12 protein-coding genes and 1 tRNA gene are annotated in these 14,065 nt (G+C 40.5%); 5 read left to right on the forward strand and 8 right to left on the reverse strand.

All coding sequences use genetic code 11. The features are described from left to right. The first annotated feature begins 6 nt into the window (after window positions 1-6). A complete protein-coding gene (locus ABIM45_04630; protein MEO0239193.1) occupies window positions 7-429 on the forward strand; it encodes an MOSC domain-containing protein in 423 nt (140 codons plus the stop codon). Then, window positions 419-961: a hypothetical protein gene (locus tag ABIM45_04635; GenBank protein MEO0239194.1), complete on the forward strand. Its 543-nt coding sequence runs from the start codon at window positions 419-421 to the stop codon at window positions 959-961. The genes ABIM45_04630 and ABIM45_04635 overlap by 11 nt, the downstream gene beginning before the upstream one ends. On the opposite strand, the gene ABIM45_04640 is transcribed toward ABIM45_04635, so the two are convergent. Further along, the gene (locus ABIM45_04640) at window positions 930-2,249 is read right to left on the reverse strand and encodes a sigma-54 dependent transcriptional regulator (GenBank protein MEO0239195.1); all 1,320 of its coding nucleotides are present in this window, start codon (window positions 2,247-2,249) and stop codon (window positions 930-932) included. The two genes, ABIM45_04635 and ABIM45_04640, sit on opposite strands and share 32 nt — an antisense overlap. After that, the gene (locus tag ABIM45_04645) at window positions 2,227-4,110 is read right to left on the reverse strand and encodes an ATP-binding protein (GenBank protein MEO0239196.1); all 1,884 of its coding nucleotides are present in this window, start codon (window positions 4,108-4,110) and stop codon (window positions 2,227-2,229) included. Before ABIM45_04645 ends, ABIM45_04640 begins: the two co-directional genes overlap by 23 nt. A gap of 79 nt (window positions 4,111-4,189) precedes the next feature. On the opposite strand from ABIM45_04645, the gene ABIM45_04650 reads away from it, so the two are divergent. Then, a complete protein-coding gene (locus tag ABIM45_04650) occupies window positions 4,190-4,648 on the forward strand; it encodes a TIGR00725 family protein (GenBank protein ID MEO0239197.1) in 459 nt (152 codons plus the stop codon). A gap of 4 nt (window positions 4,649-4,652) precedes the next feature. Continuing rightward, window positions 4,653-6,131 carry a histidine ammonia-lyase gene (gene hutH, locus ABIM45_04655; protein ID MEO0239198.1) on the forward strand — a complete coding sequence of 493 codons (1,479 nt, stop codon included), beginning with the start codon at window positions 4,653-4,655 and terminating at the stop codon, window positions 6,129-6,131. Window positions 6,132-6,135: 4 nt separating this feature from the next. Here the strand turns inward: hutH and ABIM45_04660 are convergent, their stop codons facing one another. Genes ABIM45_04660 through ABIM45_04675 form a run of 4 tightly spaced genes read right to left on the reverse strand, consistent with a single transcriptional unit; the run spans window position 6,136 to window position 10,472 of the window. Continuing rightward, window positions 6,136-6,663, reverse strand: a complete 528-nt coding sequence (locus ABIM45_04660) for a Mov34/MPN/PAD-1 family protein (protein ID MEO0239199.1) — start codon at window positions 6,661-6,663, stop codon at window positions 6,136-6,138. Next, window positions 6,644-7,831, reverse strand: a complete 1,188-nt coding sequence (locus ABIM45_04665; GenBank protein ID MEO0239200.1) for a HAMP domain-containing sensor histidine kinase — start codon at window positions 7,829-7,831, stop codon at window positions 6,644-6,646. Before ABIM45_04665 ends, ABIM45_04660 begins: the two co-directional genes overlap by 20 nt. Then, window positions 7,828-9,627 carry an ABC transporter ATP-binding protein gene (locus ABIM45_04670; protein ID MEO0239201.1) on the reverse strand — a complete coding sequence of 600 codons (1,800 nt, stop codon included), beginning with the start codon at window positions 9,625-9,627 and terminating at the stop codon, window positions 7,828-7,830. The genes ABIM45_04665 and ABIM45_04670 overlap by 4 nt, the downstream gene beginning before the upstream one ends. Beyond that, window positions 9,624-10,472, reverse strand: a complete 849-nt coding sequence (locus ABIM45_04675; GenBank protein ID MEO0239202.1) for a hypothetical protein — start codon at window positions 10,470-10,472, stop codon at window positions 9,624-9,626. Before ABIM45_04675 ends, ABIM45_04670 begins: the two co-directional genes overlap by 4 nt. Before the next feature lie 93 nt (window positions 10,473-10,565). Between ABIM45_04675 and ABIM45_04680 the strand changes: the two genes are divergently transcribed. Beyond that, a tRNA-Leu gene (locus ABIM45_04680) sits at window positions 10,566-10,650 on the forward strand. A 3-nt stretch (window positions 10,651-10,653) separates the two neighbouring features. Here ABIM45_04680 and ABIM45_04685 read toward each other — a convergent pair. Next, window positions 10,654-12,333, reverse strand: coding sequence for an HD domain-containing phosphohydrolase (locus ABIM45_04685; GenBank protein MEO0239203.1), 1,680 nt, complete (start codon window positions 12,331-12,333; stop codon window positions 10,654-10,656). Then, window positions 12,330-14,015, reverse strand: a complete 1,686-nt coding sequence (locus ABIM45_04690; protein MEO0239204.1) for an HD domain-containing phosphohydrolase — start codon at window positions 14,013-14,015, stop codon at window positions 12,330-12,332. Before ABIM45_04690 ends, ABIM45_04685 begins: the two co-directional genes overlap by 4 nt. Window positions 14,016-14,065: the final 50 nt, after the last annotated feature.

The raw sequence follows: 14,065 nt of genomic DNA on the forward strand, positions 1-14,065 counted from the left end.
GAAATTATGGAAGGCAAGGTTTTAGCCTGTTGCATAGCAGACAAGAAGGGGGTACCAAAACGGGAGGTTCCGGAAATAACACTCGTGGAGAACTTTGGGGTTTTAGGGGATATCCACGCAGGTGGCGAGAGACAGGTGAGTCTCCTTGCTAAAGAAAGTGTTGAAAAATCCGGGCTTAAGGTTCCACCAGGGGCCTTCGGTGAAAATATCCTCGTAGAGGGAGTTAATTTAAGCGAAATCCAGATTGGAGACAAAATTATAATCGAAGACACACTCTTAGAGGTAACCCATAAGGGGAAAAAGTGCCACACAAAGTGTGCGATCTTCTACAAGACTGGTAAATGTATAATGCCTGTGGAAGGTGTTTTCGCAAAGGTTTTAAAGGGTGGTAAAATCAAAAAGGGAGCAGTGGTAAAGATTGAAAAGTAAAGCAAAATTCTTGTTCAGACTTCTGCTCTCTTTGAGCATCTTTGTTTTTGCGACCAATCAGGTCATTTATGGAGTTGAGAACCGGGACCTTATTATTCTCGTCATAGCCGCCGTCATTGGATTAATTTTTGCGCAATATTCTATTTTAAACTTAACCTACCTCTTCGCTAAACATGAATTAGAGCACATTAACGGTAAGCTTCTCATTAAAGTTGGCAACCTTGAAGCCTCTGTAGAACCTTCAAAAATCGCTATTTATAGAATCAAAAATATCGGCTTTCTCTTGCTAAAAGACGCCGATGTTAAGCTTTCTAAGTATCCATTCCTTGCAAACTTTATCGTAAAATCGCCCTTCTTGTTCCACTTTTCCTTCTTCGGGTGTCACTCCTACCCCATGTTTTTTAGAGATAACAAAGCACTTGAGAAGTTTCGTGAAATAAATAGAAACGTTTTTGGCGAAGAAATAGTGATAAGCGCAGAGCTACTAAGTTTAAAGGAAATCAGTGCCTTTCTTCAAGACCATACTCTTTGATTTTCAATCTCAGGGTATTCCTGTGAATTCCCAGAAGTTCTGACGCCTTAGACAAATTCCAGTCCACAAGCTCAAGTACCCTTCGAATATGCTCTTTTTCAACATCCTTTAGTTTCATAGAGACAGATTCACCGATTTGAGGCAAAAAGAGGAGGTCTCTTGTAATAAATTCGCCCTTACATAACACGCAAGCTCTCTCAATCACATTTTGTAATTCTCTTACATTTCCAGGCCACTTATAAAGTAAAAGAGCGGACTGTGCCTCCTCGGTAAAACCTTTTATAGGCTTATTAAGTTCTCTGCTAAACTTCTTTAGAAAGTAATGGGCAAGGGGGATTATATCCTCCACCCTTTCCCTTAAAGGCGGAATTTTGATGTGAAAGACGTTAATTCTATAGTAGAGATCCTCCCTAAAAGCGCCTTCTTTGACCATTTTTTCAAGATCTCTGTTGGTTGCAAACAGATATCTTACATTGATCTTCTTCGTTTTCGTAGAACCAAGCCTTGTAACCTCTTTATCTTCAAGAACTCTTAGAATCTTTGCCTGTAAAAGGGGAGACAGTTCACCGACTTCGTCTAAGAAAAGGGTACCGCCATCGGCAAGCTCTATCTTCCCGGGCTTTTCCGCCACAGCACCAGTAAAAGCCCCCTTCTCATAACCAAAAAGTTCTGCCTCTAACAGCGTCTCTGGTATCGCCGCGCAGGATATAGGCACAAAACTTCCAATCCTTCCCGAATGTTCGTGGATAAATCTTGCGAGCACCTCTTTCCCCGTTCCACTTTCACCAGTTATCAAAACAGAAGTATTGGCAGGGGCGACTTCTTTCGCCATCTCAATAATCTCTTTCATCGGTTTTGATTCTGCTATAATAGTTCCTTTTGAATACCTTATCTCACTCTCAACTTGCTCCAATTTTCGAATCAAGGCAAGTTTTTCATCAACGTGTTTCAACTTTAGCAGAAGTTCCTCTAAATTCAGGGGCTTTAAAAGGTAGTCATAGGCACCTTTCTTCATTGCCTCCACTGCACTGCTGACATCGCCATAGGCGGTAACAATAATAAATTCTACTCGAGGATTTAAAGCCTTAACCTTTTGAAGTAAATCAATACCACTCAAACCTGGCAGTCTTAAATCGGAAATTACCACATCCACAGAGTTTTTTTCTAAAAAATCAAAGGATTCTTCTGAAGACTCAAAATCAAAGACGATGTATCCCTTCTTCCTCAGAAAATCCGAGAGGATCCACCTCTCACTTTTATCGTCTTCAACAACGGCGATCCTTAGCATAAGGAATCCTCATAACTACTACTGTACCACGGTCCTTCACACTTTTTAGAATTAATTCACCACCGTGGGCTTCTACCACCTTCCTCACGAAGAATAATCCAAAACCGGAACCCTTTGCCTTAGTTGTGTAAAAAGGATTACCTGCCTTCATCAACTCTTCTTTGCTCATCCCCACGCCGCTATCCCCAACGATAACATCTACAAACTCGCCCTTCGAAACGAGCGCCACCTTAATTTCTCCATTCTGTGAAACCGCCTCTACAGAATTTCTTATCAAGTTTCTCAATGCCTCTTTAAAACGAAATCTGTCTATTAAAATTCTCGGACAGGCTTTATAAACGGTTCTGAAAGCGATCTCCCGAGCCCTAAACTCAGGGAGGAACTCCGCAAGAACCTCTTCGACTATTTCGCAAAGATCAACGCATTCCCAGTTTATCTTTAAAGGTGCCATAATGGAGACAAAACGGTTTACAATTTCCTTAATCTTCTCCGTCTCCTTAGACAAAATAGTTAGAAGCTCCCTCGATTCCATCTCAGGCTGGATTACAAATTCAGAACTTAGCCTTTGAACGATCATACTTATCGAATTGAGGGGATTCTTTATTTCATGAGCCACCTGGGCAGACATTTCTCCAAGGAGCTCAATCCTCTCGGCCCTCTCAACCTTCTCTTCAAAAACCGTGCTTTCTACAATTAACAAGGTTGCCACCCTTTTATTGTTGTGGGAAAGGACTGGGACCGCGGTATATCTGAGCCTTTTAAGGGTATCCTTCTTAACGTAAACTTCCAAGACCGGTAAATCGGGCAAGATTTCACTTAACTTTAATTCCCTCGCTTTCTGTTTTGAAACCCTTAAAATTCTATAAAACTCTTCATTGGCAAAGATGAGACTGTCATCCTTTGCAAAAATTGCCACCCCAAGGGGTACATTACTTAGAAGGGTGTCAAAGCTTGAAAGTTTGAGCTGAAGGCGTTTCCTTGAATAGATAAGAGAAAGCGCAATATAAAGGAGTACGAACAAAAGGAGATGAAGAAATGCGAGATTTCTTACAAAACCCTTGTATGCTGAGGTATAGTAAGACCTCGATATGCCAAGTCTAATAATGCCTTTGTAAATACCAGGCAGTTCAAAAGGCATTGAAATTTCAAGTACCTCTTCTCCTGAAACCTTCACCACCCTTGAGTATGACTTCTTCCCTTCAAAGACTTTCTTAAGAGGAGGGTCTTCATCAATATCGCTTATATCCTCAGGCACCTTTACACCAAACCATACCCCCTGCGTATCCTGAATTGCAAGATAGGCTATCTTCCTATCATTTTCAAGAGAATTCAAAAGCTCGCTCGTGCCGACGCTTAAACGACGATTCATTATATCTCCTCTTACCACATAAAAGACTGCGATTCTATTTCCAATTCTCGAAGCGAGATTGACGGAATAATCATTTTCGTAAGGGTAAAGATCCTGTTGGCTAAATACCTGTTTATCAAATCCAAGTAAGATCGAATCAGCCTTAGGATTTGGCGGAAAAGCATCTACCACGTTAAGATTTGCATCAAGGAACAATATACCGGAGATCTCTGTTACCTCTTTAAGCCATTTCAAATTCTGCAAATTATAAGAGGGATTCTCCGAAAGCCATTCTTCTGCCTTCAAAAGATTTTTTACCACATAAAATTCCTGTTCCTTCTGAGTCCTGATCACCGTCTGAAGCGAGGTGACAAGAATACTCCTCAAAGTCTTGACATCCTCAAAAACCACGTGATCCACACTACTCTTTAGAAACCGTAAATTCAATGAAAAGGAAAGGACTAATACGACAAAAGAAATGAGCAAGGCAACGTAAAAATTCCGCTCCTTCATCGATTTAATGATAATTTACAAAAGGCGTAAAGGCAAAGGTAATTTTGTCTTTACAGCTGCATTATTATAAAATTTCAAAATGCGCAAGTTGATTGGTGTGATTGGACCTTCGGAACCTACCGAAGACGCGAAGGAATTTGCAGAGGAGTTGGGAAAACTTATAGCAAAGGAGGGATGGGTATTACTCACGGGAGGGAAAGGCGGCGTAATGGAATATGCCTCAAAAGGCGCTAAGGAAGCTGGAGGGTTAACAGTGGGTATCCTTCCTGAGTCTAACAAAAATTTTGCAAACAGATACGTAGACATTGCTATAACTACTGGGATGGGGGAAGCCCGAAATATAATTTTGGTAAATTCTTCCGATGCTGTTGTCGCAGTAACCCTTTCGGCTGGGACACTCATAGAGATCGCAACAGCATCAAAAATTGGGAAAATTCTTCTGGTGTACAAAGTCCCTGAAATACCAGGAGTAGATTTGTTAAGGGTTTCATCTCCCGAAGAAGCAATTGAAATTTTGAAAAAATCTTTAAAGGAGTAAAAATATGATCGAAGTTGATGGCCACCACCTTGATCTTGAGCAGGTTTATCAAGTTGCAGTTAAAAGGGAAAAAGTAAAACTCTCCGAGAAGGCCATTGAGAGGATAAAGGCTGGAAGAAAAATAGTAGCTGAAATGCTAAAGAGTGGAAAGCCTTACTACGGAATAAACACAGGCGTAGGAAAGCTCGCAGAGGTCAGAATTGAAAGCAAGGACATTGATGAACTTCAAAGGAATATTGTAAGGTCACACGCCGTTGGTGTGGGTGAACCCCTTTCCGAGGAGTATGTAAGGGCCTGCATGCTCCTGCGGGCAAATACCTTAGCCTCAGGCCACTCGGGAGTTAGGGTGGAAGTAGTTGAGAAGCTTTTAGAATTTTTAAACAACGATATAACGCCCTTCGTGCCCTCTAAAGGTTCAGTTGGAGCTTCGGGCGACCTTGCACCTCTTTCCCACATTGCCCTGACCTTGATAGGAGAAGGATACTGTTTAAAAAATGGTGGGAAAGTTGAGACATCAAAGGTTCTCGAGGAAAAAGGGATAAAACCACTAACCCTTAAATCAAAAGAGGGGCTCGCTTTAATAAACGGTACCCAGGCGACATCGGCAATCATATCTTTGATTCTTTATTACTCCTACATTCTAACCTACAATGCGGACCTAATTGCGGGAATGACCTTTGAAGCTTTGAGGGGAGTCGCAGAAGAGCTCGATTTGAGAATCGGGGACATCCGACCCCATCCCGGGATAAAAGCCACCTTAAACAACTTGCAAAACTTCGTTAAAGATTCAAAACTCATTCAAAGAGATAAGAAAAGGGTTCAGGATGCATATTCCTTGAGGTGTACTCCCCAGGTTCATGGGGCGGTTTGGGATGTTTTAGATTTTTCAAGAAAAATAATGGAAATCGAGATCAACTCGGTTACCGATAATCCCGTAATCTTTGAAAATGGCGACATAATTTCCAACGGCAATTTCCACGGGCAACATCCGGGCATAGTTGCAGATTTCCTTGGAATTGCACTCTCAATACTGGGAAATATCTCAGAAAGACGCAGCTTCCGCCTCATAACCCCAGAGCTGAGTGGACTTCCGCCCTTCCTTGTAAAAGAAAGTGGGCTGTTCTCTGGATTTATGATGCATCAGGTAACCCAGGCAAGTCTCGTCTCATTGAACAAAATCCTGGGCCATCCTGCCACCGTGGACTCCATTCCCACATCAGGGAATCAGGAGGACTTTGTCTCTATGGCTATGAATTCGGCGCTTAAATTAAAGGAAATCTATTCAAACACAGAAAAAATCCTGGCTATAGAATATGTGATGAGCGCCCAGGCCATTGAAATCCAGGGTATAGAAATGGCCTCCACTACCTCACAAAGGCTTATCAAAAAGTTGCGTCAGCACGTTCCATTCCTCGATAAAGATAGGTTTATGCACGAAGACATCATAAAAGCTGAAAATCTCTTAAAGGAAAAGTTGCTTTAAGAAGTTAAATCCCTGCAGCAACAGGGCAAATTATTTTAAGCTCCTTGAATTCGGCTTCGTTAGCGAGTTCAAAGGCTTTAACTTCAATGTTCAAACCCCACACCGTTCCCCTAACACCTTTGCCTTCTTTGAGGTAACTCCATTTAGAAAAGGCCTGGGACCTAAATTTAGATTCATTCACAGAAATCACTATGTAGACTTTCCCCCTCTCCATGGTATCAAGGTCCTCAAGCGAAGGAACAGCCTCCGCAGGTAGATTTTTTAAACCGGTATGGGAGTGAAAGTCACCGATCACTTCAAGACCCATTTGAAGATTCTTTATAATTTCATCCACTCTCCTCTCCCTCTTCCTGTTGAGCTCTACTGAAAAAGGGCTCCTCTTGGCACTTATAATTGGTACAGCATGTTCAACCACATAACCATAATTGAGCTTGTATCCCAAAAGTAATCCGTAGTTCTCTAACTTGTAGGTTTCAACGGTAGAAATTATCATGCTCAAAAAGGCAGGCGGTTCAATGACCACTCTTTTCATTCAGTCTCACCTCAAAAACGGTTTCCACAAAAGGTTCCGATCTTATCAGCCTTATTTTTCCACCATGAATTTCCTCAACAATCCTTCTCGCAAGAAGTAGCCCAATTCCCCAACCATGCTCTTTGGTTGAAAAGGACTCTCTGAAAACCTTTTTTGCCATTTTTGCATCCAGTCCTTTGCCGTTATCGACGAATCTAACTACAACCTCTCTACCCTCTTTGAAAGCCTTAACCAGAATCTTCCCATTGGGCCCAAGGGCCTCATAAGAGTTCTTAATCAAATTTTCAAAAGCCCAGGCAAGGAGCTCTCTATCGGCTTCAACCACAAGGTTACTCTCGCATTCTAATGATACATCGATGTTTTTCAGAAATCTCTCCTTTAACTCTTCAATAAGCCCCTTGAGCAATTCATCAACATAAACCACATCTTTCTTTACTTCTCCACCCACGCGGGAAAATCTTTGTAAAATCGACCTAAGCCTTAAGACATCCTTTTCCATTGCCGTTATAACTCTATCACTGCAATTTCCTGCCTTCAGAAACTCAAGCCATCCCATTAAGGCTGAGACAGGAGTACCCATCTGATGAGCGAGCCCCCTCGCGAAGTTCGCCCATATAGTTTCAATTTCGTAAGTATGGATCACCCTTCCCGCTTCGACTAAAAAGATCGAAGCTACAAGGCTAATCACCAAAACAACGAAAGGAAGCAACCTTATCCAGGACGTATACTTCGGGTATCCGTAATAGATGTATCCCACAACCTCCTCACCCTTTCTAACTTCGTATGGATCATGTTTTTCACCGAGTTTTCCCATCCAGGAGATGAGTTTCAAATAATCGGGATCATCCTTTAAAAGGTCGGGTCGGTAAAGCATATTGAGGGTATATTTCTCTGCTGGAACATCTATGGAAGCCCATGCTATTGGCAAACCAAGCTCATTTGTCATAACTAAGGGAAAATTAACTTCACGAAGGATCTCTTTTATCTCTTTGAAAGCCGACTCCATATTGTCAGAATGGGCAATTATTGAGGAAACTAACAGAGTAATCGCCTTTGATTCAGCATCAACCCCCTTCTCAATTTTCTTCGAAACAGGGAAAATCAGCGCGAGAGAAAGGATAAACAGAATTCCTGCAAAAATGACGATTCTGTAGCTTACTCCTCTCATAGTGAGTATTGGAATTGGGCGTCAAAAAGTCTTTTGTATAATTCACAACTCTGATAGAGTTCGTGGTGCTTTCCCACAGCAATAACTCTCCCGTCATCCATTACCACTATCTTATCTGATGATAAAACCGTTGCAAGACGGTGCGCGATAGTGATCACCGTCGTATCCTTTCCCATCTCCATTAAGGCCTCTTTAATTGCCTCTTCTGTTTCTGAATCGAGGGCTGAAGTGGCCTCGTCAAGGACAAGCAGAGAAGGATTCCTTAATAGGGCTCTGGCAAGGGCAATTCTTTGCCTCTCTCCCCCTGAAAGGGTAGTGCCCCTTTCTCCAACATTAGCATTTAATCCTTCAGGGAACCTCTCATAAATTTCTTCTACCCTTGTTTTTTTGCAAATATCGATTAAAATCTCCTCATCAACCCTTTCAACTGCATACAGCAGGTTATCCCTGATAGTCCCACCAAACAATAATACTTCCTGAGGCACAACGGCCACCTTTGCCCTGAAGGAGTCATAATCGTATTCATAAAGGCTTATTCCATCTATGAGAATTTCACCTTCATCCACTTTATAAAAGCCAAGAATAAGATCAACTAAGGTTGTCTTACCGGCACCCGTGGGACCTACAATTGCCACCTTTTCTCCCTTTTTAATCTCGAGATTTATGTTTCTCAAAGTGAAACCAGTTTCGGGGTAAGAAAAGCTGACATTTTTAAGCTCAATTCTGTCCTTAATCCCTTGAAAGGGAATTTTCCCCTCCCACTTATACTCAGGCAAATCGAAAATTTCTAAAAGCCTTTTCGAGGCGGCTGCGCCTTCCTGCAAATAAACATTGATCTGAGACAAATGTTTAAGGGGTGAGATCATCATAAGGGCTGCTGCAAGAAAGACAAAGAATCTGTCAGGGGTCAAAATGTGTAACTTAAAGATGAGAACGCCACCATATACGAGAAGCATCGCAGCCACCGTCATTGTGAGGAACTCTGTCAAGGGTGAAGCTAAGGCTCCAAGGTAATGAAACCGGAGAACCGACCGGAAATAGTCCTTAGAACTTTTATTGAATCTTTCCTCCTCTTTTTTCTCAGTTCCAAAACTTTTCACCACTTTAATACCGGTAAGAGTTTCGTAAAGCACCGTTGCAATGTTGCCCATCTTCTCCTGAGATATTCTCGACCTTTTACGCAATTTTCTACCCACAGCTGTTATAACAAGAAGGGTAGCAGGAATCACCAGAAGGGCAAAAAGGGTCAGATGCCAGCTGGCTAAAAAGGCAAGAATCAAATAGGCAATTAAAGTTGAAGTTTCGCTAATAAGGACGTAAATACCATGAGTTATAGAGGTTTTCAGTAGGTTGATATCATTTATAAAATGAGAAATAACCTCTCCGGAACTTTTCCTGTGAAAAAAGGAAAGAGGTAAGGAGAGTATTTTTTTAAAAAGGGCCTCCCTCAGGTCCTTTACAACCTTCTCCTGGACATAAACCCCTGACAACTTTTGAAAATAAGTAATGATGGCTTTTACAAAGTAAAAGGCAATGATTAATATGGCAAGATTCCTAACAGCCTCTAAGGGTGGAACCTGAAGTATAAATCTGTTGAATAATTTTCCTATGATGGGCAGTTTTTTCTCTGAATAAGGCGGGGCTTTTTCACCGTAAAAGAGCATTTTGAGAACCGGCGAAACAACTCCCAAAGAAAAGCCGTTAAGCATCGAAGAAATTGTTAATAGGAGAAAGGCAACGATAAATGAAGCTAAATTTCTACGGACAAAACGAAGCATTCTAAGATATTCTTTCATTTCTTGGGGCTAATTAAAGGGGCAAGGCCTTTTTTAAAATCGCCCTTGTCAATGACAAGCCTGCCCATTTCCCTTGGCAGGTACTTTGATTTTTCAGGGAAAAGATAGGTTTTAATACCAAGTACCTGGGCGGGATAGGTGTATATTGAAGCCTCTGACAGGAATAGGTCCGCCAAGGACAAAACCGCCAAAATAAGCTTAGAATCCATTACCAAGAGAGAACCCCTATCAATGAAGGTCAACCTCTCTTTTGTAATGTAAGCCAGATACTCCTTTACAAGAGCCTCCCGCTTTGGATTAAGATCACTTACAACAAGGATATTCTTCTCACTGTGTCCTTTAAACTTTATATAATCCCTGGCCTTTGCCTTCTCTTCGTTTGTAAGAGAAATTTGGAACTCCCTATGAGGAATACCAAGGGTTGAGGCAAAATTCCGATAAATTGTATCCGCTTGTTCAGTTAGCGGCTTAAATACTACTGTAAAATTCTTTAAGTCTTCCTTGGAGACTGCAAAAGAATTTACAGGATACTGAAAATCATACCTTTTGGGGTTCTCATAATCGAGGTTTATCAACGCAGTTATCCCCCTCTCATTATGGACCGCTTTAAGAAAGTCTTTCTCTTTCTTAAACTTAAACCAGTATATGTGCTCTGGAAAAATGGCTTTAATAAGTTCAACCTTACCATCTACAGGATAAAAAACGTGGCTGGCCTTCTTAAAATAATGGATGAAATTCCATAGAGAAAATAGAGAATAGGAGAAAAGCAAGGGGTTCTCGGGAATTGTAAACACACACCGTTGTTCCTGGCTAATCTTCCCGTTAAAAAAGAACTTCGACTGCATAGGAAAATGATAAAATATAAGGTAGATTAAATCAAGAAAAAACATTTGATTGATTGTGAAAAATATGCTATAATTTTTTTACTCTTTAAAAACGCCGGGGTGGCGGAATTGGCAGACGCACATGGTTGAGGGCCATGCGGGAGCTAATCCCATGCGGGTTCAAATCCCGCCCCCGGCATGTTCATAATTCACCCAAACCTTCGTATGGATCACCTTTAGAACAGACCTTCAGAAAAATACTAAAGATCTTGGGATCGAAATGGGAAGGCCGTGTTTTCTTATCACCAACGAGCAAAATTTTTAAAGCCGCTTCATGGGATAGCCCCTTTTTATAAGGCCTATCGCTTCTCAAAACATCGTATGTATTAACAACTTTAACGACCCTTGCCGGGAAGGGAATCTCATCACCTTTAAGTCCAAAAGGATATCCTGTGCCGTCGTAATTTTCGTGGTGATAAACCGCAATCTCCCGAGCAATTTTTAACTCTGGATGGGACAGCAGCTTTTCTGCATAAATAGTGTGCTTCCTTACCAATTCTCTTTCTTCCTCAGTGAGTGGCCCACTTTTATTTAAAAGAGAAGCAGGAATAAAAATCTTACCAATATCATGCAAAATAGAAAACTCAACGATGGAGTTTTTATAATCTTCGTCGATTTCCATATTGTCAAGGATCAATTTCGTTAGATACCTTACCCTTTTCAGGTGTCCTACATCCTCAGGATCAAATCTTTCGGCAAGAATCGCTAATTTTTCAGAAAAGTTATAAAAAGCCCCTTTGAACTTCTTTAACAAAACTTCATTCTCCTTGATTATTTCTTTTGTTCTCACAACATAGGTATGTAAAACCCTTATTAAGTCAAAAACTTCTTCCGTATAGATTTTTTTCTCGATTTTTTTAGGATCCTCGAGATTCTTCACCATTTCAGTTAAATTGGTTAAAGTCGAACTCTCCTCTATTACCAACTTTTCAAAATACCTCGCCACCACACTAAGGGTGGTAATTAAAATCGCATAAACCAGCAAGTTAAACAAAAAGACAGAGAAAAGAGGGTAAAAATCAAGTCTTACAAACAATAAACCCTGTAATTTGTTTGAACCTACGTAAAAATACATTGTTTCTTCGAGATCCCTGTAAAACGGGTGGCTTCTAAAGGTTCTCTCAGGATAAGGTGGAAAATACTCTAAAAGAGGCTTTTTCCCGACACTGTAAATGCCGATATCCTTCATAAAAACCGATAGTTTTCTTAGCCGCTCAATACTTGCCTTATACACTGTAGGGTTTACATCCAAAGAAAGATCCAGATAATATTTTGAGTTTATCCTTGTGTATAAATAGGTTCGCATTTTGGCATCCCGGGAAGAAAAACTCACGGGCATGAAATAGGTGGCTCCCTTAATTAAATTCCTTACACTGTCCCATAAGGTACCAAATTCTTTCAAATCCAGATTTAGAAATTCTTTCTTTGTAGAATAGACAACAACCCCATTGCTATCGATTACTGAAAGCTCAATGTTATTGTAAAAAGAGTCGGGTAAAGAATTCAAAAATTGGTTTTTCAATACAATAAGTACGTTGCTTATGTTTTCGGGACTAACCCTCATCAGATCCTCAAAGATCTGTACATTAGATAGTATCAAGCTATCAAAATACTGCCTTCTTCCTTTAGACCCGGTATAAATCTCATTAATGGTCTGATTTAAAATAAGTTCAACCCTTCCCGGAATCTTCCGCTCTATGTTAACCGCAAGACGGTTAATTCTATCTTCGGCATAGTACAGGTGCAGGACGCCAAAGGTAATTATAACGGGGATCAAAATCCCTCCGAGAACTATTGCTACCCTCTTCCTTATCGGCTTCATTTCTCCCCGTAAAGTTTTTGATGATCGATCTTTTCAATCTCTTCAATAAATATTGCCAATAATTGAGGATCAAAATCGGCTGGTTTAGTTCTATCATCACCTTCCGTCATTATTTTGAGAGCTTTAGAGTGGGAATACGCCTTTTTGTATGGTCTTTCACTCCTTAATGCATCATAAACATCAACAATTCTCACAATTCTTCCAGGTAAAGGGATCTCTTCACCTTTGAGCCCGAAGGGGTAACCACTACCATCGTAGTTTTCGTGATGATACAGGCAAATTTCCTTAGCTACCCGAAACTCATCATCCGAAAAGAGATTTGCGCCCAGAATAGTATGTTTCTTCACCAACTCCCATTCCTCGGAATTTAGCTCCCTTTGCATTTTCAGGATATCAAGGGGAATGTAGATTTTCCCGATATCATGTAGAACTGAGTAATTAATTATTTCATCTGCGTAATCCCTGTCAATTCTGAGTCTATTTACAATTATGCTTGTTAAATATTTTACCCTCATCAAATGCTCGCCTGTCATGTGTTCATAACTTTCTGCAACCACCGCCAATTTTTCAGCAAAATCAAAAAAGGCCTCTTTCGTTCTAGTTATAAGACTTACGGACCTAATTTCCTCTTCTTTCAACCTATCCACCAGAGAATTCAGTGTAAGAGTGACATCATGAATCTCTTTTAACTTAAAACCTTTGATTTCACCTCTTGGAAGCTCAGATGAATCAACGGTAGAAATCCAACTTTGAATTTTACTTAAATCCTTCTTCACAATCGAATATTCATTCAACGCAACACCGTAAGTTAAAAGGAACACTACAAGGAAAATGATCACGCCCAGTAAAAAAATGGAATACATTTCGAAAAAATTTAATCGAAGCAGCACATTCAGCTTTTCTGACCAGGCACCAAAGGCAGGTATGGATAGAGTAGCTTTCAAATCGCGCTTATAAAACTCCCACCATTTCAAAGGGGTCAACAAGGATGAATCAACGGAAAGTAAGGAAACTCCCTCGGCATTAAGAATCTTTATCGATTGGATAAAAACAGAAAGGTCTTTGATTCTTTTAATCTGGGGGAGATAAAGACCGGGGTTCAATATAAAAGCGGCACCGATAATGTCACCTTTACTTAACCTTTTGAAAACAAAGGTTCTTCCAACACCTAAATTCCCAACAAAAGTAAAGGGATACAAACACGTTCCTCTTTCATCCAGTTCCATCTTTAAAGCAGACAAAAATTCACGGTCCTTTAGAAAAGTTGAGATTCCAGAGTCTGGTTCAGTTACCCACTTAATATTGCCCTCTTGATCAAATACATAAAAAGCAACGTCAGTGAAAGGTGTATCCTTTAATAGGATCCTCGTTTTCTCTTTAACCAATTGCCCATCGACCGTCTCGTAACCCTTAGCATTAATGATAGCCCGATCAAACTCGATCTGTCCTTCGAGTAAGATTCTTTCAATAGTTTTTCTTTCCAAAAATACTTCCTCCGAAATTGAAGAAACCAAAGAATTGATAACTGCCTCGACCCTTGGCTTGATTTCCTTAGACACACGAGAAGAAATATTTGTGATGTTTTTCCACGAATAAAAACAAGACAAAGAGGCTGAAATGAGTAATACAGGGAAAATAATGCCAAAAAACAATAGACGATAATAATACTTAATCGGCTTCAATCGGGCTCCACAGTAATTTTATAGAAATATTTGCGTAAACTCCAGTGAGC

The sequence above is a fragment of the candidate division WOR-3 bacterium genome, from assembly GCA_039803545.1.
Lineage (GTDB): Bacteria > Hydrothermota > Hydrothermia > UBA1063 > UBA1063 > UBA1063.